This window comes from Streptomyces odontotermitis (assembly GCF_050510915.1).
Classification (GTDB): Bacteria; Actinomycetota; Actinomycetes; order Streptomycetales; family Streptomycetaceae; genus Streptomyces.
This window is the reverse complement of the sequence record NZ_JBNJLS010000001.1, coordinates 571,495-596,520: the sequence shown is the minus strand read 5'-3', so window position 1 is coordinate 596,520 and position 25,026 is coordinate 571,495. Positions and strand designations below refer to the sequence as shown.

24 protein-coding genes and 1 pseudogene are annotated in these 25,026 nt (G+C 70.5%); 8 read left to right on the top strand and 17 right to left on the bottom strand.

Translation table 11 applies throughout. The features are described 5' to 3' along the window. Positions 1-67: 67 nt before the first annotated feature. From ACQB60_RS02730 to ACQB60_RS02715, 4 genes are all read right to left on the bottom strand, one after another. Entirely contained in the window at positions 68-526 is a 459-nt protein-coding gene (locus tag ACQB60_RS02730; protein ID WP_496924157.1) for a transcriptional regulator, read from the bottom strand. Between the two features lie 5 nt (positions 527-531). After that, complete coding sequence (locus ACQB60_RS02725; RefSeq protein ID WP_496924156.1) at positions 532-1,305, bottom strand: DUF4097 family beta strand repeat-containing protein; 774 nt, start codon at positions 1,303-1,305, stop codon at positions 532-534. A gap of 136 nt (positions 1,306-1,441) precedes the next feature. Continuing rightward, a complete protein-coding gene (locus tag ACQB60_RS02720) occupies positions 1,442-1,585 on the bottom strand; it encodes a hypothetical protein (protein ID WP_496924155.1) in 144 nt (47 codons plus the stop codon). Next, a complete protein-coding gene (locus tag ACQB60_RS02715; RefSeq protein ID WP_496924154.1) occupies positions 1,585-1,797 on the bottom strand; it encodes a hypothetical protein in 213 nt (70 codons plus the stop codon). Before ACQB60_RS02715 ends, ACQB60_RS02720 begins: the two co-directional genes overlap by 1 nt. Before the next feature lie 594 nt (positions 1,798-2,391). Here ACQB60_RS02715 and ACQB60_RS02710 point away from each other — a divergent pair. The 3 genes from ACQB60_RS02710 (at position 2,392) to ACQB60_RS02700 (ending at position 5,422) form a co-directional block, all read left to right on the top strand. Further along, positions 2,392-2,742 carry a winged helix-turn-helix domain-containing protein gene (locus ACQB60_RS02710; protein ID WP_496924153.1) on the top strand — a complete coding sequence of 117 codons (351 nt, stop codon included), beginning with the start codon at positions 2,392-2,394 and terminating at the stop codon, positions 2,740-2,742. A gap of 249 nt (positions 2,743-2,991) precedes the next feature. Next, positions 2,992-4,005 (top strand): P-loop nucleotide/nucleoside kinase family protein, encoded by a 1,014-nt coding sequence (locus ACQB60_RS02705; protein WP_496924152.1) that lies wholly within the window; start codon positions 2,992-2,994, stop codon positions 4,003-4,005. 346 nt (positions 4,006-4,351) lie between these two features. Next, positions 4,352-5,422, top strand: coding sequence for a DUF1932 domain-containing protein (locus ACQB60_RS02700; protein ID WP_496924151.1), 1,071 nt, complete (start codon positions 4,352-4,354; stop codon positions 5,420-5,422). 4 nt (positions 5,423-5,426) lie between these two features. On the opposite strand, the gene ACQB60_RS02695 is transcribed toward ACQB60_RS02700, so the two are convergent. Further along, entirely contained in the window at positions 5,427-6,068 is a 642-nt protein-coding gene (locus ACQB60_RS02695) for an HAD family hydrolase (RefSeq protein ID WP_496924150.1), read from the bottom strand. 194 nt (positions 6,069-6,262) lie between these two features. Between ACQB60_RS02695 and ACQB60_RS02690 the strand changes: the two are divergent. Then, a pseudogene (locus ACQB60_RS02690) lies at positions 6,263-6,349 on the top strand (glutamine synthetase); the annotation flags it as partial. Positions 6,350-6,394: 45 nt separating this feature from the next. Here the strand turns inward: ACQB60_RS02690 and ACQB60_RS02685 are convergent. After that, positions 6,395-6,835 (bottom strand): VOC family protein, encoded by a 441-nt coding sequence (locus tag ACQB60_RS02685; protein ID WP_496924149.1) that lies wholly within the window; start codon positions 6,833-6,835, stop codon positions 6,395-6,397. A 30-nt stretch (positions 6,836-6,865) separates the two neighbouring features. Further along, a complete protein-coding gene (locus ACQB60_RS02680; protein WP_496924148.1) occupies positions 6,866-7,525 on the bottom strand; it encodes a Scr1 family TA system antitoxin-like transcriptional regulator in 660 nt (219 codons plus the stop codon). A gap of 109 nt (positions 7,526-7,634) precedes the next feature. Between ACQB60_RS02680 and ACQB60_RS02675 the strand changes: the two genes are divergently transcribed. After that, on the top strand, positions 7,635-8,111 hold the full coding sequence (locus ACQB60_RS02675; RefSeq protein ID WP_496924147.1) for an ATP-binding protein: 477 nt from the start codon (positions 7,635-7,637) through the stop codon (positions 8,109-8,111). Here the strand turns inward: ACQB60_RS02675 and ACQB60_RS02670 are convergent. The 4 genes from ACQB60_RS02670 to ACQB60_RS02655 all read right to left on the bottom strand — a co-directional run bounded on the left by ACQB60_RS02670 (position 8,084) and on the right by ACQB60_RS02655 (position 13,321). Beyond that, complete coding sequence (locus ACQB60_RS02670; protein ID WP_496924146.1) at positions 8,084-8,536, bottom strand: hypothetical protein; 453 nt, start codon at positions 8,534-8,536, stop codon at positions 8,084-8,086. The genes ACQB60_RS02675 and ACQB60_RS02670 overlap by 28 nt on opposite strands. A 1,391-nt stretch (positions 8,537-9,927) precedes the next feature. Next, complete coding sequence (locus ACQB60_RS02665) at positions 9,928-10,974, bottom strand: TolB-like translocation protein (RefSeq protein WP_496924757.1); 1,047 nt, start codon at positions 10,972-10,974, stop codon at positions 9,928-9,930. A gap of 20 nt (positions 10,975-10,994) precedes the next feature. Further along, positions 10,995-12,362 (bottom strand): MFS transporter, encoded by a 1,368-nt coding sequence (locus ACQB60_RS02660; protein WP_496924145.1) that lies wholly within the window; start codon positions 12,360-12,362, stop codon positions 10,995-10,997. A 74-nt stretch (positions 12,363-12,436) separates the two neighbouring features. Continuing rightward, positions 12,437-13,321 carry an alkaline phosphatase family protein gene (locus ACQB60_RS02655; RefSeq protein WP_496924144.1) on the bottom strand — a complete coding sequence of 295 codons (885 nt, stop codon included), beginning with the start codon at positions 13,319-13,321 and terminating at the stop codon, positions 12,437-12,439. A gap of 244 nt (positions 13,322-13,565) precedes the next feature. Here ACQB60_RS02655 and ACQB60_RS02650 point away from each other — a divergent pair, with 244 nt between their 5' ends. Next, a complete protein-coding gene (locus ACQB60_RS02650; protein ID WP_496924143.1) occupies positions 13,566-16,577 on the top strand; it encodes a bifunctional [glutamine synthetase] adenylyltransferase/[glutamine synthetase]-adenylyl-L-tyrosine phosphorylase in 3,012 nt (1,003 codons plus the stop codon). Here the strand turns inward: ACQB60_RS02650 and ACQB60_RS02645 are convergent. From ACQB60_RS02645 to ACQB60_RS02635, 3 genes are read right to left on the bottom strand one after another with little or no spacing between them, the layout of a single operon-like run. Next, the gene (locus tag ACQB60_RS02645) at positions 16,565-17,443 is read right to left on the bottom strand and encodes a phosphatase PAP2 family protein (protein ID WP_496924142.1); all 879 of its coding nucleotides are present in this window, start codon (positions 17,441-17,443) and stop codon (positions 16,565-16,567) included. The two genes, ACQB60_RS02650 and ACQB60_RS02645, sit on opposite strands and share 13 nt — an antisense overlap. Positions 17,444-17,497: 54 nt before the next feature. Continuing rightward, positions 17,498-18,553, bottom strand: coding sequence for a LacI family DNA-binding transcriptional regulator (locus ACQB60_RS02640; RefSeq protein WP_496924141.1), 1,056 nt, complete (start codon positions 18,551-18,553; stop codon positions 17,498-17,500). Positions 18,554-18,564: 11 nt separating this feature from the next. Continuing rightward, on the bottom strand, positions 18,565-20,256 hold the full coding sequence (locus ACQB60_RS02635; RefSeq protein WP_496924140.1) for a glycoside hydrolase family 13 protein: 1,692 nt from the start codon (positions 20,254-20,256) through the stop codon (positions 18,565-18,567). Positions 20,257-20,538: 282 nt separating this feature from the next. On the opposite strand from ACQB60_RS02635, the gene ACQB60_RS02630 reads away from it, so the two are divergent. Then, positions 20,539-22,176, top strand: coding sequence for a SpoIIE family protein phosphatase (locus ACQB60_RS02630; protein ID WP_496924139.1), 1,638 nt, complete (start codon positions 20,539-20,541; stop codon positions 22,174-22,176). Here the strand turns inward: ACQB60_RS02630 and ACQB60_RS02625 are convergent. Then, on the bottom strand, positions 22,173-22,685 hold the full coding sequence (locus ACQB60_RS02625) for a GNAT family N-acetyltransferase (protein ID WP_496924138.1): 513 nt from the start codon (positions 22,683-22,685) through the stop codon (positions 22,173-22,175). The genes ACQB60_RS02630 and ACQB60_RS02625 overlap by 4 nt on opposite strands. A gap of 51 nt (positions 22,686-22,736) precedes the next feature. On the opposite strand from ACQB60_RS02625, the gene ACQB60_RS02620 reads away from it, so the two are divergent. Beyond that, positions 22,737-23,102 (top strand): 5-carboxymethyl-2-hydroxymuconate Delta-isomerase, encoded by a 366-nt coding sequence (locus tag ACQB60_RS02620; protein ID WP_496924137.1) that lies wholly within the window; start codon positions 22,737-22,739, stop codon positions 23,100-23,102. 16 nt (positions 23,103-23,118) lie between these two features. Here the strand turns inward: ACQB60_RS02620 and ACQB60_RS02615 are convergent, their stop codons facing one another. Together ACQB60_RS02615 and ACQB60_RS02610 are read right to left on the bottom strand one after the other, a co-directional pair. Then, complete coding sequence (locus ACQB60_RS02615; RefSeq protein ID WP_496924136.1) at positions 23,119-23,826, bottom strand: TetR/AcrR family transcriptional regulator; 708 nt, start codon at positions 23,824-23,826, stop codon at positions 23,119-23,121. Between the two features lie 77 nt (positions 23,827-23,903). After that, complete coding sequence (locus ACQB60_RS02610; protein ID WP_496924135.1) at positions 23,904-25,025, bottom strand: PDR/VanB family oxidoreductase; 1,122 nt, start codon at positions 25,023-25,025, stop codon at positions 23,904-23,906. Between the last annotated feature and the right edge of the window lies 1 nt (position 25,026).

Sequence of the window (25,026 nt, the reverse complement as noted above, 5' to 3'; positions counted from 1 at the left end):
GTCGAAGGGGCATGGAGCCGGGGCGGCCGCGGTCTTTGGCGAGAGGCGGGCCGCCCCGGCGAGAAGGTCAGACGGTGGCGATGAGGAGCGCGGCGACCAGCAACCACAGGTGGTGGAAGGACTGATCCAGCGCGTAGGCGCCGGTGCCGATGTGCGGGTTGTCATCCCGGTCCGGCCGGGGCGTGCCGAGGCGGTAGAACTCGGCCTTGCCCATCACGCGGGCCAACCACGCGAGGGTGGTGCGGCGGTCGGCCCACCAGTGCGTGACGGCGTCGATGCCGAGCCCCAGCACCAGGCCAGCGACGGTCAGCGACATGTCCAGCAGCCAGGCCACCGGCGCTAGGACGGCGAGCTTGGTGGCGGTCAGAGTGGCCACGTGCCGGGCATCGGCCAGGCGGCCGACCCAGCCGGGGCGGCCCTTGTGGGCGGACTGGTGCGAGGTCTGCACCCAGTGATCCCCCACGCTGTGAGCCACGTACAGGGCGGCGAAGACAGCCGCGAATAGGGCGGCGGGCTGGGAGTCCATGCCGGTCACCGGTTGCGGACGTGGCCGGAGACGCTGTTCGCGCTCACGGCCAGGTGGCGGGCGCCGGAGAGACGGACATCGCCGGAGACGCTGCGGGCACGCACAGTGCCCGACGAACCGGCCGTGGCGGCGAGGGCAACGTCCCCAGAGGTGCTCTTCAGCTCCGCGACATGGCCGCCGTAGACGGCCACGTCGATGTCCCCGGAGACCGAGCGGGCCGAGACACGCTCACTGACACGGGCCACGTCCACGTCCCCGGAGGTGGTCGACGCGCTCAACTCCCGCGCCCCATCTGCGATGAGGTCGCCGGAGACGGAGCGGAACTCCAACCGCTCCACATCGCCGTGAACCTTCGCGTCGGCCGAGGTGGAGACCACGGCCAGGGACGATCCGGCGGGCAGGTACACGGTCGCCTCGATCGGACTCACGGCCAGCATGCCGCTCGACCTCCCGGAAACGATGCGGCCGTTGACGATGGTCATGCCGGTCACAGAGCCGTAGACGGTGCCGACGCTCTGCACGACGCGTCCACCGTGGTAGCTCTGCACGATGACGTCGCCGGGCATCTCCGGCACCTCGATACCGAGCGCCTGCCCGGTCTGCTCCGAGCGGGTCCGCTGTACGGCGTCAGCCGCCGGCCCCGTGCTGTCCTCGGTGGACAGCACCACGCGGGCGGTGGTGTGACTCTCGCTGACGGCCACGTCCACGTGGCCCACCGGCAGAGACAGACCCAACACGACCGGGCCGGTCGTGCTCGATTCGAACGTGCGCTGGGGCATGACGAAACTCCTTCAGTACGCAGGGATGTTGGGTGCGTGCGAAGAGCCAGAGCAGGTGCCCCGGCCGGGAGTCGAACCCGGCCTTGCGACCATCGGGGCGGACACGCCACCGGTCAGCGGCCGGTGATGGACTGCCTCAGCGCCACCAAGAACCCTCCTCGGCGTGCGCCTCACACCAGGCACAAGGCAGACCCTTGCCGCCCTTGTGCAGCAGGTAGTGCGCCTTACAGCCGTCGCAGTGCCAGTAGTCGTCATCCGACGGAGAAGAGAAGATGCCCATCAGCGCGCCCCCTTCCTGCCGAGCCGCAGCACACTGCCGACGACAGCAACAGCGGTGAGCGTGACCACCAGGCACAGCCCGCCGACGCCCGATTCCTGGGCATGCATCACGGCATGCTGCTCGCACTGCGCACAGGGCTCCTGGCCGATGCCTAGCCAGTTGCCCTTGTGGAGTTCGGCGTGCTGCTCGCACGGGATACAACGCTCTGCCATGACGTGCTCCCCTCAGGTCAGATCCAGGACCATCCCGGCTCCCCTCAACTCCGCCCGTACGACACCGCGAAGGCGGTCCCGGACGGGCGAAGGAGGCAACCGGCGCAGCGCTAGCCGCCGCGATTCGGTAGAAGGTGACCGGTTGGCCGCGAGGCTCTTTCGCGCTCACGGGCCGGGGGTGAGGCGGCGCCACCGTGCCGGTCAATCACGGCTGCGCCCATTGCTTTCGTCGACTCACTGCCACTCCTTCAGGCCGCTGAACAGGGGAAGTGCACTGCAAGGGGGACCAGATCCCCACTCTCCGGCCGTTGCTCGCGGTCACCGGGCCACCTCGCCAGTCGGGCCGAAGCCCTGTCCCCTGGCCTTTAGCGGGATTGCAGCGTCCCCGCCCTCTGCATTCGTGCAGGTCAAACAGGTCGTAAGCGACGCTCTCCCCTTCGAGAGGGGGCGAGCCGTTCACTCAACTCTGCCTCAGAGTGCACTGTGAGGCAGAGTGCGTCAAGTCCCCTTGCGGAACAAGGCGCGTCGCATGCTGGTTCTCCCTGTGCCGCTTGGGCACTATGAGGCAGAGACGACGAAGAACTTGGGGTGCAGATGGTCGAGTGGACCGGTAAGCCCGCCTACCAACAGGTGGCGGAGACGCTGCGGGCGAGGATCGCGAAGAATGAGTTCGCCAAGACTGGCAAGTTGCCGTCGCTGACGGAGCTTCAGGAGGAGTACGAGATCACGGTCACTGTTGCCCGTGCCGCCGTCAGGCAACTCGCTTCGGACGGACTCGTGGTGAGTCACCAGGGCAAGGGGGCGTTCCTGACGGCGGACTCGGTGGACGCGGCTAAGAGCGCCGATCCCGCGAGGGCCATCGCTGAACTGCGTGACGAGGTGGGGCAGCTCCGTAACGCCGTCGACGAGCTTCGTGAGCGGATGGCGGACCTGGAGGGCAAGTAGCGGCCCGACCGGGTCCTGTTGGCGCGGCCATTGGGTGGCCGCGCTGCTCTTGATGCTGTGCATGAGCACCTCCTGTTCGGATGTGCTCAATTCCACAGCCGAGGCCCGGAAAGCTGTATCACGATCCACTACCTGACATAGCCTCAACTCTTTTAAACGTTCTCTTATACGCGCAGCATCACGAAGTTTCGTAGGGCTAGTTGAGCCGCTACACTCGCGGTTCCTAGCGGGTATCCGAGGAGGGGACAGATGGCTCGCAGGGAGACAGATAAGAAAGTGAATCTGCTGCCGCAGTACCGGAAAGAGTTCGAACTCACCTTGGAAGAGCTCGGGGAGAAGCTGCGAGACATCGCCGAGCGGCACAAGCTCAACGTTGCTGCGAACTTCCAAACTCTGTGGAATCACGAGAACGGAACGCACCCCAACCCTCACTATCGGCGGGCGTACTGCATTCTCTACCGCTGCACTGAGTCTCAACTCGGCTTCCGTCCATCACTTCCCGGAGAGGAGCCCCCAGTGGCCAGCGTCCCGATACAGGCGACACCTCCATTGGCTGAACCGTCACAGGCCATCCTGAAGGCGCTTGGCAGTATCCGAGCTGGAACGGATGACGTAGACGCCGACGCCCTGCGGGAGCGCATCGTCAACGCATGGCGTCGACGCAATGGTGTGCCAGGTGGGGAAGTCGATGGGGCCTCCGTCATCCTTGTCGGAGGGTTTGCCGGTTCGGGGAAATCTGAGATGGCGAAGTTCCTTGGCGGACTGACGGGTTGGACCATTCTTGACAAGGACACACTCACCCGCCGCTTGGTGGATCAACTCCTGGTGGCGCTCGGTGGTGAAGCGCATGACCGCAGCTCAGACCTGTACCGCGAGAAAGTTCGGCCACTCGAATATCACTGCCTCATTGAGGTAGCGAAGGAGAACATTCGCTCAGGCGTCTCGGTAATTCTCGACGCCCCGTTTGTTGCCGAGTTCTCGCAAGCGGCATGGATGCAGCGATTTCAGAACTTCTGTCGACCCAAGCAGGTATCACTCTCGACGATATGGGTCGAGTGCGACCAGGAATCCATGCGTGAGTACATTGAGTTCAGAGGTGCCGCCCGCGACATGTGGAAGATGGAGGCATGGGACGAATACCTCGCCACGTTGGATATGAAGATGCGCCCTCAGGGTCCGCACTTCGTCGCAGACAATCGCCTCGGCGCAGCCATGACCCTCGTTGATGAGGCACGCGACGTACTGAACGGCGGTGGATTGTGACCTCCTCCGGCGTCATCCTGTACGGCCCCCCGGGCGCCGGAAAGGACACCATTACCGGTGAACTTGTCGCTCGACGACCTGAGTTCGAGCTCTTCGAGCGCCTCAAGGCCGGGCCTGGTCGAACGGCTGGCTACAGGCTCACCTCGTCCGACCACATCGAAGAGCTATCGCGTGCCGGGGAGCTCCTCTACCGCAATGCTCGGTACAACGCCGAGTACGCCATCGACCGCCAGGAGGTCTCACGACTCGTGAACTCCGGACGTGTTCCTGTTCTGCACATGGGGCAGGTCATCGGCGCACAAGCCGTCAGCGCGTTCCCGCTGCATTGGGTCCGTGTACTGCTCTGGTGTCCTCGGGACGTGACGGCAGCGCGTTGTCAGGGCCGTATGGACAAGGACGTCGATGCTCGCCTGAAGGTCTGGGAAGAGACACGGCAAGACCTACTGGACCACATGGAAGAGCCCTGGTCACTCGTCATTCGGACCGATCAGCTCACGCCTCCCGAGTCTGCACGGGCCATCGACGAAGCCCGGTTGGCCGGTGTGGGAGCCGAGGTTCGCGATATTCGAGAGTTGATCGGATGACGGTTCTCGGCATCCTGCACCCTGGGAGCATGGGTGCGGCTGTAGCCGCACAGGCGAAGAAGGGCGGCGTAGAGGTCCTTTGGTGCTCAAGCGGGCGCGGCCCTGAGACCAAGGAACGGGCTGAGCGGGCCGGGCTCACCGACGTACGCAGTGTTGCCGAGATGGCTAGGCACTGCGACATCATCATGAGTCTGTGCCCGCCGGCCAATGCGGAGGACCTTGCCGCCGAGGTCGCCGCAGTTCGCTTCGGCGGGATCTACGTGGACGCGAACGCGATTGCCCCCGCCACGATGTCGGGCGTCGCAGCGGCCTTGCTGCCCACCTCCGCCACGGTGATTGATGGCTCTGTTGTTGGGTCGCCTCCGGCAGCGGGCAAACACACCAGACTCTATCTGTCGGGGCCCGAAGGTGCCCTTGCCGTCGTCTCCAGAGTCTTCACGGAGTCGGTCGTGGACGTCCGTCTTCTCGGGGATGAGGTCGGTCGGGCCTCAGCCCTGAAGCTCTCGTACAGCAGCTTCCAGAAGGCCAGCCGTGTCCTTGCTTCCGTCGCCTACGCCCTGGCCAGTGACCACGACGTTCAGGATGAGCTCCTCGACATCGCGCAGGAGCGGACGACCAGTTACCTCTCGGAGACGGCATACATCCCGAAGGTCGCCGCTCGGGCATGGAGGTGGGCCCCAGAGATGCGTGAGGCGGCGAGCGCGCTGGTTGAAGCCGGGCTACCTCCTGAGCTCGCGGAAGCCGCCGCGAGCGTGATGGAGCGGTGGAAGGGCGTGAAGGATACGAAGTTGGGTCTGGAGGAGGCCCTTGAACGGCTCCACGGCACGGGCTGACTGGCTATTCGCTCTCGGCCAGGAGCTCGGAGATGGCGGCGGCGGTAGTGTCCGCCACCCGGTCTGGAGTAGCGCCCTCGGTCGTCCAAAGGCGGCCGAGGGCGATCCACATGGTGTGGAGACCCACAGCGGCGCCGCCGCCGATGTCGGTCACAGCGCCGTCCCCGACCATCCATCCGTGTCTGGTCAGGTCCACACCGCAACGCTCGGCCGTTGCGTGGAAGATTCGCGGATCGGGCTTCCGTACTCCGACCTCTTCTGAGACGCAGACGGTGGCGAAGTACTCGCACAGGCCGACGTGTTCGAGCTTCGCTCGCTGAATGTCTGCTGCTCCATTGGTGACGACTGCCAGGGCCCATCCGCCCGCGCGCATCCTGTCGAGCCCTGCGGTCACGCCAGGGAGACACGTCACACGAGTAGAGACGCCATCGACGTACGACTCCCAGAGAGCAGACGCAGACTCGGCGAGCCCCCAACGCTGCCTGAGTGCCTCGAAGTCCTTCGGGTAGGCGCGGGCCCCCAGCAACGTCAGCATTTCACGCTCTGCTGAGGCGCCCAACTCGCGCGCCCGGCAGAATTCGGCGGCGTAGCTCTCCAAGGCGCCCTGACGGTCGATGAGAGTGTTGTCGAGGTCGAAGAACGCCAAGGGCTGCATGATGCGACCCTACGAGGGGCCGCCCGGCAGGGCTCATGGGCTACTCCTCTACGCACGAGCCGGGCCGTCTGTGGGCCGTCGAAGGGCAGCCCACAGTGACCAATGACGACCAATAACAACCGTTCGACCGCTGGTCAGCGCTGCGCCGACTTTGATCGCAAGAGGTCGCTACGGACCGTCGTCACTTCCTGCGCAACAAGAAGCAGGAGTGGGAGGAGTACAGGTCGGAGGTCACGGCCTTCGAGCTCCGCAAGAACCTGCCGGTGCTGTAAGGCTGTGCGGAGCGCCCCGTCCGGGACGCTCCGCCCCCGCCTCTCCTACTGGCTCCCGGCCCGCTCGGCCAGCAGCTTGTGCAGCGGCTTGTCGACTCGCTGGCGGTACTCCTGGATCGACCAGCCGTTCCCGTCGGGGTCCTTGAAGTACATGAAGGTGGCCCCGTCGTCCGGCGTGAAGGCCACGGGCTCACTGACCTCAAGACCCCGTGCGGTCAGCTCCGCGTGCGCGGCCTTGGCGTCGGCGACACAGAGCTGGAGCCCCTGGTACGACCCGGGCGCCGGCGGATTCTCCTGCCCGGGCAGGGTCCCCTCCACCAGCGCGATGGAACACCCCGAACCGGGCGGGGTGAGCTGCACGATGCGCAGCCCCGGCATGACCTCCCCGTCGATGTCGGCGTGGAAGCCGACCTTGTTCACGTAGAAGTCCTTGGCCCGGTCCACGTCCGAGACAGGCACCAGGATCACTTCGAGTGTCATGTCCATGGAGCGGTTTCCCTTCGTCCGAGGGGCATGTCATCCAGTGGATGCGTACCTTACGAAGTCGAGCCAGGAGGTGTCTCCGACAGTGGGCTTGAGGCTCATGTTTCTCCCAGCACTTGCTCGATGAAGGCCAGCGACTCCGCTGGCGCGAGAGCCTGGGCCCGGATGATGCCATTCCTCCTGGACAAAACTGATGTCGGGCGCGGGTGATCGGTCGAAGATGCTCTGCCGGTCCAGCCGGGCGGCCAGCGCCTGTTCCAGCTCATCGTGCGAGAGCGTGGGGCGCCGTACTCGGAACAGGGCCTCTGCGTACTCCTTCGTCTGCAACAACCCATGCAGGTTGTGGTTGCTGTACAGCGAGAGCTCGACCGCCCGCTGCTCCAACTTGGCCAACTTCCGTACCTTCTTGGGGTACCGGGCCTTGGCCAGGTCCTCCTTCAACCCGGAGATCATCCCGTTCGCCCCGAGCACCTCGTCGGCCTTGTCCAGATACTCCGGCCTCGGAATCCGCGCCCCGCGCTCGACCTTGCGGATCTGGTCCTCGCCATACCCCACAGCGTCCGCGAACTCGACGACGCTCAGTCCCGCCGCCTGCCGCCGCCGCTTCTGCAAGTGGCCGAGAGCCTCGACCGCCGGGTCAACCTCCTCTCCCGGCTCGACGTCCCAACCCAGCTCGCTCTCGACCTCGTGCATGCGCGCCACCCTCCCGAAGTCCCGTACGTGCCCAACGCGCACCCGTACCCCCTGTACGCACAGACGTCACTGCTGTTCAGGGCAGTCGCACACGACCACGCTGAGTGACGTGAACTCAGAGACCGCCCAACCCCCCACCACCTTCCGCCACTTCACAATCCTGCTCTCGGCAACGCCAAGAGGTGCCCGCCTGGCCCGGCGCCTGGCGGTGCAGCAACTCATCGAGTGGGAGCGGCCGTTCGAGACGGCGGAGCAGATCGTGGCCGAGCTGGCGAACAACGCGGCGCTGCACGGCCGCGTGCCCGGCCGTAACTTCCGTACGACTCTCAGGCTGTCAGGCGCGGGAACCCTCCGCATCGAAGTGACCGACACGTGCCCCGAGAGGCTGCCCCGGACCGCGCAACTCGCACGAGCCGGAGCGGAGTCGGAGTCGGGACGCGGCCTGCTCCTGGTGGAAACCCTGGCCGACCGCTGGGGCACAGAGGTCGGCCCCGCACCGCGCAAGACGGTCTGGGCGGAGCTGGACTTTCCCTGGCTTCCCCCGGCTTCCCTCGCTCCTCAGGCCCGCCAGCGGGAGACGAGATAGACGAGCAGGGCGAGGGCGGGGACGGCGGCCGGAACGACGATGCCGACGGTGCTGTCCGGGGTGTCCCACAGAGTGTTCCCGGCGGGAAGCCCGAGCGTGATGGCGGCCGTGCTCCCCATCCCGCTCTCTAGACGGGTGTGGGGCAGACGCTGATCCTTTAGCCGGTGGAAACAGATCCACCCGGCGATCAGGGCCAGAGCGGCCAGGGAGACGGGGATCGCGACCACGAGCGGCACGCGCTGCTCGGCGGCCCACCACAGGGCGGCGAAGAGGGCGAGAGGGGAGAGGAGCCCGAGGACGCGTTCGCGGAGGGAGGAAGACCGGTAGGACGAAGGAGCGCACTCGTCGAGGGCAGACTGCCCGGCCCCGTCGGCCCCGTCGGCCCGGTCGGCCTCTTCGGCGGCGGTGTGCGGATTGGTCGTCATCGAGCGGTTCCCCCAGGTGGTACGAGCTGTGCACGTGCGATCCTCGCAATTCGCATGGCAAATGGCCAACTAGACCAAAGGGGATATGAGACAAGCCCCTTCACAGGGGCGCACCACAGCAACTTGAGGGGGCGCGCGAACTCCCCCAACACAACCTTTCCAAAAGAGGTGCCGGGCCCCCGCCTCCCGGCACATCCCGGGACCACGCACATTCCGGCACCCTGCCCCCCGGGACCCCGCCTCCCGGGCCACTCCACGAAACCGGCCCCCTCCGCCGGAACGGCGAAGGCACCCACCACCGGCCGTGCACTCGGCTACGAGCCCTCGGCCCCCACCCACCAAGGCCGCTCCGGTCGGACCGGGCACCGCAGGGCGGCACAGTCGGTGCCGGGCAGCAGACGGCAGCGAAAGCCGCGTCATAGCGACTGCCGTTTCCAGCCCGTGCGGCCACTGTCATACTCCCCGGGCGACACGGTCAGTGCCGGGCAGCAGACGGCAGCGAAACCGGTACCGCCCACCGGGCCGGACCCGTGGGGCCGGGCCCCGGGCCGCCCTGCCAAGAGGGCAACTCGCGGTGGAGGAGGGGCAGTCAAGGGTGGCCCGCAGGGCCATCGGCGCAGCCGACGCGCAGCGCAGCGGAGCGCCCTTTACTGCGGCTCCGCAACCGCCAAAATCCAATACGGCAGGGCGGCCATGAGCACCCACGAACCCACCGGGCACCACACCCCCACACCCCCGACCGGAGGGGACCCCTCAGCGAGGGGCTGAGGCACAACAACCCGAGCGGGACCAACTCGCAGAGCAACGGCACCCGCCGCGCCGCACACCCCGGCGGAGGGGGTGGCGGGTGGGCCAGGACGGCACCCGGCCAGTGAGGCGCACACCACGACAGTTCAGGAACCACGGCGCTGAGCTCCCCGATGGCAACGCGGATCCGGACAAGTCGGCCTAAGAGCAAGCCAGTCGACGAGCTGCACAGCGGATACCGGAGCTCCGGCGGAGCGGGCGGCGCGTGGGCCAAGACGGCGCCTCGACCGAGAGCCGGACACCGTTCAGGCGGCGTGCGGTTCGAAGAGCAGCGATCCGAGATCGTGACCAGGCGTGAGGCGTACGTCCGCATCCAAGGCGCCCGCCAGCAGCCGCAGCAACTCCAGCGTGGGCGCAGTGCCGCCTTACGCCTGTCATACAGGGCCTTCCCGAAGGCCATCGCTTCCCGGATAGCGAGGCGCTCGGGGTCGTCCGTGTCCGCTGTATTCGGCGTCCGATAACCGTTCGAGCCATTCCCTCACCTCCGGCTCGATCTCGAACGCCTACAGCTCTCGCATCGCACCCTCCCCAGACGACGTCACGGAGGACAACGTCGCCTTCGTCGAGAAGGCCACGTGATGCGATCACAGGTAGACCGGTGACACCGCCGCCTTCATCAACCGCCGAGGCGCCCCCGACCCATCCGCAGGAACCTCATACAGATCGGCCCCGTAGTCCCCCGGCAACCCATAAACCACGGCCCGCCCCCCACCCCCACTCCCACTCCCACCCCTCCACACCACCTGATCATCCACACTCCGCGTCTCCGCCAGCGCCACTTCCCGCATCGACCGCAGATCCAGCACATACAACCGCCAAGGAGCATCGGCCGACCGCCCCTCGACCCGCTTCTTGAAGGCGATCCGCGTCCCGTCAGGAGACAGGGACGGACACTCGACGTTCGCCCGCAGCGTGGTCACCGTACGGGCGCGCAGATCCCCTCGTACGAGATAGGTCTTCCCCCGCGTCGCCAGCGTCGCGTAGAAGTGCCGGTCGTCCGAACTGAACGTCACACCCCAGAAGTTGGCGTCCGCCGACCGGTACACCCGCCCGTCCTTCACGATGCGGAACGCCTCCAGCGAGGGGATGAGCTTCCCTGTCCGCACATCCAGAATCGCGGTCCGCGTGGAGAAGTTGGTGCCCGCGTACGAGTCCCCGCCCACGAACGCCGTCCAGGCCGCCAGATGCCCGCTCGGAGAGACCCGCGCCCGCGACGGGATACCCGGCACGTCGTAGTGGGCCTTCTCCCGCAGCCGGGAGTCCAGGACCACCGCCCGATACGTGTCCCGCAGGGCCCCATGCCGGGCCTGGAGGCAGATCCCGGTCCCCGAACTCGCGTGAAAGCGCAGGCACTTCACACCCGACGCGACACGCGGACCTCCCGGATCCCCGGCCGGAACCCTGGTCAGCTCGTCACGGTGCGGCCCCCACGCCATGTTGCGGAACACCATCAGCCCAGAGGAGGAGGGGGAGGCGAGGGAGACCCGTCCCGCGGTGACCCGCGGCCCACCCGGCTGCACATGGTTCCGACGGTCGGCACGATCGGCGGCGTGCAGCACGGCGACGGTACCGACACCGGCCAGCACCAGAACGACGCCCAGCAGAACCAGCAGCCGGGCACGGGGAGTCAGGGTCAGGGTCATGGTCATGGTCATGCGGAAGCCTTCGAAGTGAGAGCGGAGCGGGAAGTCGACCGGGAAGCCGATGACGGGCGGAGCACCGTCGCCACGGCCGCGCAGCCCGCCAGCGCGACCGCCGCCCCGCTCAGCGCCGCCCGGTCGCCCCACGCCGTCCACGCGGCACCGAAGGCGATCGAGCAGGCGAAGCGGGCCAGCGCCTGCCCCGTCTGCACGACGGCCAGCCCCGACGAACGCAGCGCGGCCGGCACACTCTCCGACGCCGCCGCCATCAAGACCCCGTCCGTCGCCGCGTAGAAGGCGCCGTGCAGCAGGAGCACCGCGTACGGGAAGGCGGACCCGTGCCAGCCGGACAGCAGCAGCCCGTACGCCGCGAGCAGCGCCCCGTGCCCGCACAGGAACACCCGCCAGCCGCCCCACCGGTCCGCGAGCCGCCCCAGTGGAACGGCCAGGAGCAGGAAAGCGGCCGCCGTGCCCAGCGGCAGCAGCGCGAACCACCGCTCCGGCACGCCGAGTCGGCGCTGCAGCAGCAGAAAGACGAAGGAGTCGCTGACGGTCGCCAGCCCGAGGAGGAGGGCGCAGACGGTGATACGGCGCAGGGGCCGCCCCCGCAGCAGGGCGACCGCGGCACGCAGGGTGGGCCGCTCCCGGTCCGGCCGCTTCCGATCTGGCCGCTTCCGATCCGGCCGCTCCCGGTCCAGCTGCTCCCGATCCGGCCGCGTGTGAGGCGCAGCCTCTCGCGGTGGCACGAACAGCACCAGCACCACCACCCCCACCACCGCCACACAGAAACTCACCGTGAACACCGCGTCGTACCCGTCCACGGTCGCCCGCAGGATCAGGAACGCGGCCAGCGGCCCGAGCAGCGCCCCCGCCGTGTCCATCGCGCGGTGGACGCCGAACGCCCGCCCCCGCTGGGCGGGTTCGCAGGACAGGGAGATCAGCGCGTCGCGCGGCGCCGTCCGCAGCCCCTTGCCCGTGCGGTCCGCGGCCAGGACGAGCCCGATCAGCGGCAGCGACTGCGCCAGCAGGAGCAGCGGCTTGCACACGGCCGAAAGCCCGTAGCCGAGGCCCGCCACCAGTTTGTGGCGGCCGCCCCGGTCCGCGAGGTGCCCGCCGACGAGGCGGACGAGCGCGCTCACCCCGTTGTAGACGCCGTCCAGCAGGCCGAAGCCGAGCGGGGACAGGCCGAGGCCCACCACCAGGTACAGCGGGAGCACCGCCGTCACCATCTCCGAGGAGACGTCGGTGATGAGGCTGACCGAGCCGAGGGCGAAGACGGTGGGTGCGACCGTGAAGCGGCGCCGCCCGGCACGAGTCGTGCGGGCGGCACCCTCCTCGGTCGCGGACGCCGGAGTGGCACGGCTGTCCGCTACGTACATGTCACGAGGTCCCGTCGACTACGTACATCTCGCGTACGTACATGTCACGTACGTACATCTCACGCACGTACATCTCAAGAGGCCCAGACGCCCGTGATGTCCTTGGCGTTCGCCGCGTTCCCCGCGTGCGGCAACCCGTGCATGTCCTCCAGCGTGCGCAGCAGGTCGTAGTGGTTGTACTTCGTGGTCGACGACGAGCCGGGGGTCACCGGCTGGCCGTACAGGACCGTCGGGATCCGGTTGCCGCTGAGCCGGTTGTCCTCGTCGAACGTGACGACCAGCAGGCTGTTGTGGGTCTTGGCCCAACTCGCGTACGCGCTCAGGTTGTCCTTCAGCCAGGTGTCGCCCGTCTTCACCGAGCAGTCGTGCATGTCGCTGCACAGGTCCGGCACGACGAAGGAGACGTCGGGCAGCTTGCTGTAGTCGGTGGGGAAGGCGGAGAAGGTGTGGGCCGTCGACGTGGAGACGTTGCTGAAGCCGAACCACGGGTTGTGCTTGCGCGCGTAGTCCCCGCTGGAGCAGGTCGTCGAACCCTCGCTCGGCAGGCCCTCGTTGTAGCTCGCCCACGTCTTGCCGGCGGCCGTCAGCTCGGCGGCGAGGTTGGGCGCGGAGCTGAAGCCGGGCGTGTAGCAGCTGTCGTCGGTGATGCCCTGGGTGGCGCCCGAGAACAGGGCGAAGTAGTTGGGCTGGCTCGGGTGCGTCTCCGCGTACGACTGGGAGAGGTCGGCGCCGCCGCTCTTCAGGGAGTTGATGTACGGGGCGCTGGACGAGCCGACGACCTGGCCGTACGCGTGGTTCTCGAAGACCACGACGACCACGTGGTCCGGGGTGGGCACCCCGGCGACTGCCTGCGCGGACGAGCCGCCGAGCCCCGTCCACAGGCCGACGGCGGCTCCGGCGAGGGAGAGGGAGGCGGCTATCAGGGCGCGGCTGCGCCGGGACACGTTTCTGCCGGACACGGGAGACCTCCGGTGGGGGGAGCGGTCTGGGGGCGGGTCTGTGCGGTGCGGACAGAGCATGCTCACGCCAAGGTGCTCCTTGAGTACGAGGCTCCGCAAGCCTCATGAAGATCGGGTGAACCTTGGGGGAGGCGGGCGGCGCAAGCGGCAAGAGGGGCGCCGTCCCGAGCGGTGATACATGCGGAGCCCTTTGCTGCCGCTCTCGGTAGGCTCAGGCCCAGGAATGATCGAACGGAGGCGCGGAATGACGGTGCCGCAGGGCCGGAGAAGCAGCACGTTCACGAGGCTCCTCCGGCATGGCTTCACCGACCCCTCGGCGGCCGAGCGGCTCCTTGACGCGCCCGCGCTCGCCCAAGTCCGCTCCGACCCGCTGCTCCTCGACGCGCTCGGCGCCACCGCCGACCCGGACCTGGCGCTGCTCGGCCTGGTCCGCCTCGTCGAGGCGGAGCAGGAGTCCGGCGGCGACACCGGCCGCCGCGAGCTGCTCGACACCCTCGTCACCGCCAAGCCCCTGCGCGACCGCCTGCTCGGCGTGCTCGGTGCCTCCGAGGCCCTCGCCGACCACCTCGCCCGCCACCCCCGGGACTGGCGGGCCCTGGTCACGTACGAGTCGGCCGATCTGCACCCCGGCGTCGAGGAGTTCGAGGCCGGGCTCGCCGAGGTCACCGACCCGGTCTCGCTGCGCGTCGCCTACCGCCGCTGTCTGCTCGCCATAGCGGCCCGCGACGTGTGCGGCACCACCGACGTCGCCGAGGCCGCCGCCGAGCTCGCGGACCTGGCCACGGCGACGCTGCGGGCCGCGCTCGCGCAGGCCGAGAAGGCCGCGCCCGCCGACGCCGCGCAGTGCCGCCTCGCCGTCATCGCGATGGGCAAGTGCGGTGGCCACGAGCTCAATTACGTCTCGGACGTCGATGTCATCTTCGTCGCGGAGCCCGCCGAGGGCGCGGCCGGTGCCGACGAGGGCAAGGCGATCCAGGCCGCGACCCGGCTCGCCTCGCACATGATGCGGATCTGCTCCGAGACGAACATCGAGGGCACCATCTGGCCCGTCGACGCCAACCTCCGCCCCGAGGGCCGCAACGGCCCCCTCGTGCGGACCCTGAGCAGCCACCTCGCGTACTACCAGCGCTGGGCCAAGACCTGGGAGTTCCAGGCCCTCCTCAAGGCCCGCCCGGTCGCCGGGGACGCGGAGCTCGGACAGGAGTACGTCGACACGATCGGCCCGCTCGTCTGGCAGGCCGCCGAGCGCGAGAACTTCGTCGCCGACGTGCAGAAGATGCGCCGCAGAGTCGTCGAGAACATTCCCGCGGGAGAGGTCGACAGGGAGCTCAAGCTCGGGCCCGGCGGGCTGCGCGACGTCGAATTCGCCGTCCAGATGCTGCAGTTGGTGCACGGCCGCAGCGACCAGAACCTGCGCAGCGGCTCCACCCTCGTGGCCCTCGACGCGCTCGCCGCGGGCGGGTACGTGGGCCGCGTCGACGCCTCCCAGCTCGACGACGCCTACCGCTTCCTGCGCTCCCTCGAACACCGCATCCAGCTCTACCGGCTGCGCCGCACCCACCTGGTGCCGGAGGACGACGCCGACCTGCGCCGCCTCGGCCGCTCGCTGGGCATGCGCACTGAGCCCATCACGGACCTGGGGCGGGAATGGAAGCGGCACACCTCCGTGGTGCGCCGGCTGCACGAGAAGCTCTTCTACCGGCCGCTGCTCGACGCCGTCGCCCAACTTGCCCCCGGCGAGACCCGGTTGAGCACCGACGCCGCCCGCGAACGCCTGGTCGCGCTCGGCTACGCGGACCCCGCCGCCGCCCTGCGCCACCTGGAGGCCCTCGCCTCCGGTGTGACCCGCAAGGCCGCCATCCAGCGCACCCTGCTGCCCGTCCTGCTCGGCTGGTTCGCCGACTCCGCCGACCCGGACGCGGGCCTCCTCGGCTTCCGCAAGGTGTCCGACGCGCTCGGCAAGACCCCTTGGTACCTGCGCCTGTTGCGCGACGAGGGTGCCGCCGCCGAGAACCTCGCCCGCGTCCTGTCCGCCGGGCGCCTCGCCCCCGACCTGCTCCTGCGCGCCCCCGAAGCCGTCGCCCTGCTCGGCGACCCCCGTGGCCTGGAGGCCCGCGCCGCCGCCCCGCTCACCCAGGAGGTCCTGGCCGCGGTGGGCCGGGCGAACGGCGCCGAACAGGCCGTCACGGCCGCCCGCGGCGTCCGCCGCCGCGAGCTGTTCCGCACCGCCGCCGCCGACATCATCGGCTCGTACGGCACCGAGGACAGCCCCGCCGAGGGGGACCAGGGAGCCCTGGTCGACCGGGTCGGCGGCGCCGTCTCCGACCTGACGGCGGCCACCATCGCGGGCACGCTGCGCGCGGTCGTACGCGACGGCTGGGGCGACACCCTGCCCACCCGCTTCACCGTCATCGGCATGGGCCGCTTCGGCGGCCACGAACTGGGCTACGGCTCCGACGCCGACGTCCTGTTCGTGCACGAGCCCCGCGAGGGCGCCGACGAACAGGAGGCCGCGCGCGCCGCCGCCACCGTCGTCGCCGAGATGCGCCGCCTGCTCGCCCTGCCCAGCGCCGACCCGCCGCTCCTCATCGACGCGGACCTGCGCCCCGAGGGCAAGTCGGGCCCGCTGGTGCGCACCCTCAAGTCGTACGCGGCGTACTACCGGCGCTGGTCCCTCGTCTGGGAGTCCCAGGCGCTGCTGCGCGCCGAGCCCGTCGCGGGCGACGAGGACCTCGGCCGCCGCTTCGTCGAGCTGATCGACCCGCTGCGCTACCCGGCGGAGGGGCTCGGCGAGGACGCGGTCCGCGAGATCCGCCGCCTCAAGGCCCGCATGGAGTCGGAGCGGATGCCGCGCGGCGCCGACCCCACCCTGCACACCAAGCTGGGCCGGGGCGGCCTCTCCGACGTCGAGTGGACGGTGCAGCTGCTCCAGCTCCAGCACGCCTGGGCCGAGCCGGGCCTGCGCACCACCCGCACCCGCGAGGCCCTCGCGGCGGCCTGCGCGGCCGGGCTCATCCCCACCGAGGACGCCGCGACCCTGGACGAGGCATGGGTCCTGGCCACCCGGGTGCGCAACGCGGTGATGCTGGTGCGCGGCCGCGCGGGCGACACGTTCCCCTCGGACGTACGGGAGTTGGGCGCCGTCGGCCGCTACCTCGGGTACGACGCGGGGCACATCGGGGACATGCTCGACGACTACCGGCGCATCACGCGCAGGGCGCGGGCGGTGGTGGAGGAGCGCTTCTATGGAGCGTAGGCGGGCTTACGGGGCTTCGCCTGTCGGACGGGCTCGACGTGCTTCGGGAGCGCGTACGGCAGGTGCCCGTACCAGAGCCGCGCCACCAGGAAGCCGAAGGCCAGGCAGAGCATGCCACCCACCGCGTCCAGCCAGAAGTGGTTGGCGGTCGCGACGATGACGATCAGCGTCGCGGCCGGGTAGAGCAGCCCGAGCACCCGCACCCACGGCACCGACGCGAGCGCGAAGATCGTGAGCCCGCACCACAGGGACCAGCCGATGTGCATGGACGGCATCGCCGCGTACTGGTTCGACATGTGCTTCAGGTCGCCGGAGGCCATCGAGCCCCAGGTGTGGTGGACGACGACCGTGTCGATGAAGTCCTGTCCGTTCATCAGGCGGGGCGGCGCCAGCGGATACAGGTAGTAGCCGAGGAGCGCGACCGCCGTGGTCGCGAAGAGCACCAGGCGCGTCGCCGCGTACCGCCCCGGGTGGGAGCGGAACAGCCAGACGAGGACGCCGAGCGTGACGACGAAGTGCAGTGTCGCGTAGTAGTAGTTCATGCCGGTGATCAGCCATGTCACCGAATTCACCGCGTGGTTGACGGACTGCTCCACCGCGATGCCGAGGTGCTGCTCGGCCTGCCAGATCCAGTCCGCGTTCTTCAGGGCCTGGGCCTTCTGCTCCGGGACCGCGTTGCGCACCAGCGAGTACGTCCAGTAACTCACCGCGATCAGCAGGATCTCGAACCAGAGGCGCGGACGGCGTGGAGTGCGCAGTCGGCGCAGCAGCGCGCGGCCGTCACGGCTCCGTGGCTCCTCGCCCGCGACGGGTGAGTTGGGGGGCCGCTCCTGGCCTTCCAGTGTCGTCACAGTCATCTCACCCATGTGGACAGAGTCTGCCAGATCCCCACCCTTCGACCGATCATCCCTTGGTTGGGTTCACTGCGCATTCTCTACGTCCTGCGGACGATTCGGTCCCGTGGGGGCCGAGGCAGTTGAACCCCGGACGACCAGCTCCGGCATGAAGACGAATTCGCTGTGCGGCGCGGGCGTTCCCGCGATTTCCTCCAGCAAGGTGCGCACCGCCGCCTGGCCCATCGCGGGCACCGGCTTGCGCACCGTCGTCAGGGGCGGATCCGTGAAGGCGATCAGCACGGAGTCGTCGAATCCCACCACCGAGACGTCGTCCGGAACCTCCAGACCCCGCTGCCGCGCCGCCCGCACCGCCCCCAGCGCCATCATGTCGCTGGCGCACACGACGGCGGTGCAGCCGCGGTCCAGGAGCGCGGAGGCCGCCGCCTGGCCGCCCTCCAGCGTGTACAGCGAATGCTGTACGAGACGTAGCTCGATGTCGGCAGGCGCCAGGCCCAGCTGGTCACGCACCGTGCGCACGAAGCCCTCGATCTTCCGCTGTACGGGCACGAACCGCTTCGGGCCGAGGGCGAGCCCGATGCGCGTATGACCGAGGGAGACGAGATGCGTGACCGCGAGCCGCATCGCCGCCCGGTCGTCGGGGGAGATGAACGGCGCGCGCACCTCGGGCGAGAAGCCGTCGACGAGGACGAACGGCACCCCTTGAGCGCGCAACCGCTCGTAGCGCTCCATGTCGGCGGTGGTGTCCGCGTGCAGCCCCGAGACGAAGATGATCCCGGCGACGCCCCGGTCGACCAGCATCTCGGTCAGCTCGTCCTCCGTGGACCCGCCGGGGGTCTGGGTGGCGAGCACCGGCGTATACCCCTGCCGGGTCAGGGCTTGCCCGATGACCTGGGCGAGCGCCGGGAATATCGGGTTCTCCAGCTCCGGCGTGATCAGCCCGACCAGGCCCGCGCTGCGCTGCCGCAGCCGCACCGGACGCTCGTAGCCGAGCAGGTCGAGCGCGGCAAGCACGGACTGGCGGGTGGCCGCGGAGACGCCCGGTTTGCCGTTGAGCACGCGGCTGACCGTCGCTTCGCTGACCCCCGCCTGCGCAGCGATGTCGGCCAGCCGTGCGGTCACGGGACCGGACCCTACATGTCGGCCCACCAAGCCGTCGTATCGGCGGGCAGGACCGTCTCGCGGGCACCGGGGCGGCGCAGCGGGGCGCTGGCGAGCAGGAGGCGGCCCGGGGTGGGCAGCGTGACGTCGGCGCCGGTCAGGTTCACCGTGCAGACGACGGCGCCCCCGGAATCCGTACCGCCGCCTCCGCCCCCGGAACCCGTACGCCGGAAGGCCAGGACACCCTCGGGGGCGTCCAGCCACTCCACGGCCGAGCCCGCGCCCAGGGCCCCGTCGGCGCGGCGCAGGGCGAGGGCCGCGCGGTACAGCTCCAGCGTGGAGTCCGGGTCGCCCTCCTGGGCCTCGACGGTCAGGTCCTTCCAGGACGCGGGCTGCGGGAGCCAGGACGGGCCCCCGGGAACGGGGCCGAAGCCGAAGGGCGGGCGCTCCCCGGACCAGGGCAGCGGGACCCGGCAGCCGTCGCGGGTGCCGTCCTGGCCCGAGCCGCGGAAGAACGCCGGGTCCTGGCGCACCTCGTCCGGCAGGTCCGTCACCTCGGGCAGGCCCAGCTCCTCGCCCTGGTAGAGGTAGGCGGAGCCGGGCAGGGCCAGCATGAGGAGGGTCGCGGCGCGGGCCCGGCGCAGCCCGCACGCCCCGTCGTCCGCGAGGCGCGTGGCGTGCCGGACCACGTCGTGGTTGGAGAGCACCCAGGTCGCGGGCGCGGCCACGGCGGCCATCGCGTCCAGGGAGCGGTCGATGACGGCGCGCAGCTCCGCGGCGTCCCAACGTGTCGTCAGATAGGCGAAGTTGAACGCCTGGTGCAGCTCGCCGGGGCGCAGATAGCGGGCGCTGCGCTCCACGGTCGGCGTCCATGCCTCGGCGACGGCGATGCGCGCGCCGTCCTCCCCTTCGGCGTACGCGTCGAGGATGGTGCGCCAGTCGCGGTAGATCTCGTGCACGCCGTCCTGGTCGAAGTAGGGCACGGCCTCGCTGCCGAGGAGCTTGACCTGCTCGCCGTGGCCGACGTCCGGCAGGCCGGCCGCCTTGACCAGGCCGTGCGCCACGTCGACGCGGAAGCCGTCCACGCCGAGGTCGAGCCAGAAGCGCAGGACGGAGCGGAACTCCTCGCGCACGGCGGGGTGTTCCCAGTTGAAGTCGGGCTGCTCGGGGGCGAAGAGGTGGAGGTACCACGCGCCGTCGGAGACCCTCGTCCAGGCGGGGCCGCCGAAGACCGACTCCCAGTCGTTGGGCGGGAGTTCGCCGTCGGGGCCGCGCCCGGGGCGGAAGTGGAAGCGGTCGCGCAGCGGCGAGCCGGGGCCCTCGCGCAGGGCCTGCTCGAACCACTCGTGCTGGTCCGAGCAGTGGTTGGGCACCAGGTCCACGATGACGCGCAGGCCCAGGGAGTGGGCCCGGCGGATCAGGTCGTCGGCGTCCGTGAGGGTGCCGAACATCGGGTCCACGGCACGGTAGTCGGCCACGTCATAGCCCGCGTCGGCCTGCGGCGAGGCATAGAAGGGGGAGAGCCACACGGCGTCCACGCCCAGGTCGCGCAGATAGGGCAGGCGGGCCGTGACGCCCGGCAGATCGCCCATGCCGTCGCCGTTCCCGTCGGCGAAACTGCGCGGGTACACCTGGTAGATGACCGCGCCGCGCCACCACTGACGGTGCGCGTCCGCCGGGTCGGGGTGCGGGGTGGGGCGTGCGTCGGTGGCGTGCTGCGTCATGACGTCCCTTGCTGCGGTCGGTGCGGAGGCGGACAGTGGTCGATGCGGAGACAGACATTCCGGTCAGTCCGGTCAACGTCGCGCACCCGGTGCAGGTCACGAGGGGCCCGGGAAAGAGCAGATCTTACCGTCAAGGGGGGCGTGCGTGACGGGAGTTCGCCGCCGGTCCACCGCAAGGAGGATGCGGCGCCCGACCGCTCGCCGGGCGAGGGCGGAGGGTTTAGCGTGGTCGAGCAGGCCCGAGGGGGGTCTGACCCGCCCTCACCCCGAGGGGCAGCACGCGTGAGTGTCGACTCAACGGCTGATACGACCGTCCTGGTGGTCGACGACGTCGCCGCCAGCCGATACGCCCTGGGCGCCGTCCTGCGGCGGGACGGGCACCGCGTCGTGCTCGCGGCCAGCGCGGGCGAGGCGCTCATCCAGCTCGACCTGCGGCTGCGCACCGGCGAACTGCCTGACGTGGCCCTGGTCGACGTCGGCCTGCCCGACATGAACGGCTACGAACTGTGCCGCCGCCTGAAGGCGTCCCCCGCCACCTCCGCGCTGCCCGTCGTGCACTTCTCGGCGGCGTCCCTCGCGCCCGCCGACCGCTGCCGGGGCCTCGACTCGGGCGGCGAGGCATATCTGACGGTGCCCGCCGAACCGGAAGAGATCCAGGCGGTCGTACGGGCGGCGGCGCGCGGCGCCCGGGACCGCACCGCGGCCCAGGACCACGCGGGCCGGCTCACGCTGCTCGCCGGGGCGGTCATCGAGGTGCAGACCGCGCGCTGTCTGCGGGAGCTCGCCGAGGTCGCCGCGGTCGGCGCTGAGCGGCTCACCGGCGGGCCCGCCGTCGTCTTCGTGCCCGGCGCGGACGGGGCCCTGCGCCACGGCCTGTCCCGGCGCCGCACCGCCGCCTCCCTGCCCGGCGACGAGGCGCACCAGGCCGTCGTCCGCCTCGTCCGCCGCTTCACCTCCGGGCGCGGCCGGATCCGCTCCACCGTCGTGCCCGCCCCGCTGTGGCCGCCCGGCTTCTTCCGCCCCGAGGACCTCGCGGGCCACGACACCGACCCCGACGACGCCCGCCTCGCCCTCGCCCGCACCGCCGAGGGCTGCTTCCCCGTCTGCATCGCCACCCCCGCGAACCGCGCCGAATCCACCCCCGACACCGCCGCGCTCGTCGACCGGCTCGCCCACGCCACCGCCCTCGCCGCGGAGCCACTGCTCATGTACGAGAAGGAACGCCACGTCGCCCTGACCCTCCAGCACAGCTTCCTGCCCGCGAGGTTGCCGCCGATGCCGGGCGCCGAGGTCGTCGTCCGCTATGTCCCCGCCTCCCGGCACACGGAGATCGGCGGCGACTTCTACGCCGCGATGCCCACCGACGCCGGGCTGCTCACCGCGATCGGCGACGTCGTCGGCCACTCCCTCGACGCCGCGACCGTGATGGTGGAGCTGCGCCACGCGCTGCGCGCGTACTGCCTGGAGGAGTCCGACCCGGCCGTCCTGGCCCGGTGCCTGGACCGGATGCTGCAGCGCTACCACCCGGACGTCACGGCCACGCTCTGCCTCGCCCTCATCGACCCGGACACGGGCCGGGCCCGCGTCGCGAACGCGGGCCACATCCCGCCGCTCCTGGTCCAGGACACCGGTGACGCCCGCTACGTCGCGGCGAGCGGACCGCTGCTCGGCCTCGGCCTGGACCGCCCGCCGCCCACCGAGACGGCGCTCACCGCCGCCGACCGGCTCCTGATGGTCACCGACGGCCTCATCGAGAACCGCGGCACCGACCTCGCCATCTCCATGGAGCACCTGCGCACCGCGGCGGCCGACGCCCCCCTCGGCGTCACCGCCCTGTGCGACACGCTCCTGAACTGCTTCGGGCACGAACGGGACGACGACATCGCCCTGTTGGCGCTCCGCCTGCACAACTCGGGCTAGCCGAGCGGCTTTTCGAGGCGGATCACGCTGTACTTCCGCTCCCCGTTCTCCTTCTTCCGCGGCTCGCCGACGGCCGCGTACCCGGCCCCTTCGTAGTACGCCCGCAGCCGCGGGTTGGCCGACTCGCAGTCCAGGCGGGACAGGGCGCGCCCCGCGTCCCGGATCCGCCGCTCGGCGTCGGCGAGCAGCAGCCGGCCGGTCCCGGGCGGGGCCGCGCGGTGCGTCATCAGCCGGTGCACGTACCCGGCGACCGGCGGCTGCGGCCCCCACGCCTCCTCGTCGGACCACCACAACTCGTAGGCACCGGCGACGGCGCCGTCGCGGTGGGCGAGCCAGACCTCGTCCTCGCCGGCGGTGATCCGCTTGCGGAAGTGCGCGGCGTCCCGCTCGCCGGGGCGCCACTGCTCGATGCCGTGGTCGAGCATCCAGCGTGCCGCCCCGTCGAAGAGGTCCACGAGGGTGGTGACATCTCTCTCGCCCGCCCTGCGGACCACCAGCTGTACTGTCATGACGATCACGGTAAGGCTGCCCGTTCGGGCACGCGCACGCAGGAGGTCTCCATGCCGCAGATAACCGTCGACTACTCCGAGCAGCTCACCGACTCCTTCGACCGCGGCGGCCTCGCGCTCGCCCTGCACACCCTGCTCCACGAGACGGTCGACAACGTCCCCCTCGACGCCTGCAAGGCCCGCTTCGTGCGCACCGACACGACCGTCGTGGGCGCCGCGGCCGACGGCCACGACGTCGTGCACCTCGTGATCGGGCTGCTGCCCGGCCGCCCCGCCGAGGTCAGGGCGCGGCTCTCGGAGGCGGCCCTGGAACTCGTACGGGATCATGTGAAGCCGACCCCGGGGCGCACCCTGCACGCCTCCGCCGAGGTCCGCGAACTCGACGTCACCTACCGGAAGTTCGCGCAGCAAGCCTGACGCGAGCCCCCGCGGCTCAGGGGGCGGCGGCCGGCTGCGGGGCGAGCGCGAAGAGGCGGGCGATCAGGTCGGCGAACGGCCCGTCCGCGGGCTCCGCCGCAAGGACCCGGCGCAGCACGGCCGCCATCTCCTCGTCGTACGCGGCACTGACCGCCGTGAGCGCCGCGAAGTCGTGCACCAGCTGGAGCTCCAGCTCGGCGCGCGGGATGCGGCGGCCGTCCAGCCAGATCAGGGCCGTCGACTCGGCGAGCGAGATCCAGGAGCGGATGACCAGCTCAAGCCGGGCCGGCGGATCCTCGATGCCCAGGTGGGCGAGGATCTGGACGTAGGCGGCCTGCCGTACGGAGTCGATGAGGGCGTTGGTCGTGGAGGACCCCACCGCCGGTCCGCCCCGCATCAGCGCGGAGAACCCGGGCCCGTGCTCGTCCACGAACGACAGGAACCGCTCCATGACCCGCAGCAGCCGGGCGCCGAGCGGCCCTTCGTGGGCCTCCACGAACCGCTCCGCGAGATCGTCGGCCGCCCGCTGCAGCGCCGCCTCGTACAGGCTGAGCTTCCCGGGGAAGTAGTGGTAGACCAGCGGGCGCGAGATGCCCGCGGCCGCTGCTATCTCGTCGATGGAGACGTCGTCGGGAGAGCGGTGGCTGAACAGATCGAGCGCGACCCCGATCAACTGCTGCCGCCGCTCCTCGACTCCCATCCTGCGGCGCACCCCGGTTGTCATGCGAACACCTTACCGAGCGCGGCCGGGTGCCCAACGGCCCAGGTCCTTCGGCCCGTTCGCCTTCCGGATCGCGCGTCTCACATGTCGAGCACGATCCGCTCGCCACGGGCCCGGGAGACACAGATCAGCATCGCGTCGCCACGCTCCGCGTCCGTGAGGAGCTCGTCACGGTGGTCGATCTCACCTTCCAGGACGCGCTGTTGGCAGGTCCCGCAGAAGCCCTGCTCGCAGGAGTACGCGGTGTTGGGCAGCTCCTCGCGCACGGCGGCGAGCACCGTGGTGTCCGCGGCGACGGCCACCGTGCGCTTGCTGCGCCGCAGTTCGACCTCGAAGGCGGTGTTGCCGTCGGACGAGGTGTGCGGCGCGAACCGCTCCAGGTGCAGTGCGCACCCCTCGGGCAGGGCGCCGGCGACGGCGTCCATGAGCCCTTCGGGCCCGCAGACGTATACGGCGGCACCGGCGGCACCGGCTGCACCGGCGGGGCCGGTACCGGTGGCGAGGTAGGCGTCGAGATCGGGCCGCCCGCTCTCGTCCTCGGCGACGACGGTGACCCGGCCCTCCGCGGCCCCGCCGGGCGTTCCGCCGAGCTTGTGCACGTCTTCGAGGAAGGGCATGGAGGCCCGGGTGCGCCCGCAGTACAGCAGCCGCCAGTCCTTCCCGGCGGCCTCGACGGCCCGCACCATGGACAGGATCGGGGTGATCCCGATGCCGCCCGCCACGAAGACGTACGCGGGCGCGTCGGCCAGCGGGAACCGGTTGCGCGGCCCGCGCACCTCGACCTCGGCGCCCGCCCGCAGCTCCTCGTGCACCTCGCGCGAGCCGCCGCGGCCTCCCTCGTCCGGGCCGATGAGCCGGGTGGCGAGGGTGTAGGAGGACCGGTCCTCCGGATCCCCGCACAGGGAGTACTGCCGTACGAGCCCCGAGGGCAGCACGAGGTCGAGGTGGGCCCCCGGCTCCCAGGGCGGCAAGTCCGGCCCTTCCAGGCGCAGTTGGACGACGCCCTCGGCGACCGTCTCGTGCCGCGCGACGGTGAGGGTGAGCGCGCGCGAGCGGGGCCGCCCGGAGACGGGCTCCTCCAGGGCGGGCAGCGGCCACAGCGGGGAGCCGTCGATGCGGCGCCGCATGGCCCGCTGGACGCGCCGGGCGGTGAGGGCGGCTCCGGCGACGAGGAGGACGGTGCGGATGCGGGGGCGGGGCATG

Excerpts from the sequence above, each read along its gene's own strand:
- ACQB60_RS02725 (WP_496924156.1), bottom strand. The coding sequence starts at position 1,305 with ATGCCCCAGCGCACGTTCGAATCGAGCACGACCGGCCCGGTCGTGTTG.
- ACQB60_RS02660 (WP_496924145.1), bottom strand. The coding sequence starts at position 12,362 with ATGTACGTAGCGGACAGCCGTGCCACTCCGGCGTCCGCGACCGAGGAG.
- ACQB60_RS02680 (WP_496924148.1), bottom strand. The coding sequence starts at position 7,525 with ATGCACGAGGTCGAGAGCGAGCTGGGTTGGGACGTCGAGCCGGGAGAG.
- ACQB60_RS02720 (WP_496924155.1), bottom strand. The coding sequence starts at position 1,585 with ATGGGCATCTTCTCTTCTCCGTCGGATGACGACTACTGGCACTGCGAC.
- ACQB60_RS02620 (WP_496924137.1), top strand. The coding sequence starts at position 22,737 with ATGCCGCAGATAACCGTCGACTACTCCGAGCAGCTCACCGACTCCTTC.
- ACQB60_RS02715 (WP_496924154.1), bottom strand. The coding sequence starts at position 1,797 with ATGGCAGAGCGTTGTATCCCGTGCGAGCAGCACGCCGAACTCCACAAG.
- ACQB60_RS02650 (WP_496924143.1), top strand. The coding sequence starts at position 13,566 with ATGACGGTGCCGCAGGGCCGGAGAAGCAGCACGTTCACGAGGCTCCTC.
- ACQB60_RS02705 (WP_496924152.1), top strand. The coding sequence starts at position 2,992 with ATGGCTCGCAGGGAGACAGATAAGAAAGTGAATCTGCTGCCGCAGTAC.
- ACQB60_RS02625 (WP_496924138.1), bottom strand. The coding sequence starts at position 22,685 with ATGACAGTACAGCTGGTGGTCCGCAGGGCGGGCGAGAGAGATGTCACC.
- ACQB60_RS02670 (WP_496924146.1), bottom strand. The coding sequence starts at position 8,536 with ATGACGACCAATCCGCACACCGCCGCCGAAGAGGCCGACCGGGCCGAC.
- ACQB60_RS02635 (WP_496924140.1), bottom strand. The coding sequence starts at position 20,256 with ATGACGCAGCACGCCACCGACGCACGCCCCACCCCGCACCCCGACCCG.
- ACQB60_RS02710 (WP_496924153.1), top strand. The coding sequence starts at position 2,392 with ATGGTCGAGTGGACCGGTAAGCCCGCCTACCAACAGGTGGCGGAGACG.
- ACQB60_RS02615 (WP_496924136.1), bottom strand. The coding sequence starts at position 23,826 with ATGACAACCGGGGTGCGCCGCAGGATGGGAGTCGAGGAGCGGCGGCAG.
- ACQB60_RS02685 (WP_496924149.1), bottom strand. The coding sequence starts at position 6,835 with ATGGACATGACACTCGAAGTGATCCTGGTGCCTGTCTCGGACGTGGAC.
- ACQB60_RS02730 (WP_496924157.1), bottom strand. The coding sequence starts at position 526 with ATGGACTCCCAGCCCGCCGCCCTATTCGCGGCTGTCTTCGCCGCCCTG.
- ACQB60_RS02645 (WP_496924142.1), bottom strand. The coding sequence starts at position 17,443 with ATGGGTGAGATGACTGTGACGACACTGGAAGGCCAGGAGCGGCCCCCC.
- ACQB60_RS02610 (WP_496924135.1), bottom strand. The coding sequence starts at position 25,025 with ATGCCCCGCCCCCGCATCCGCACCGTCCTCCTCGTCGCCGGAGCCGCC.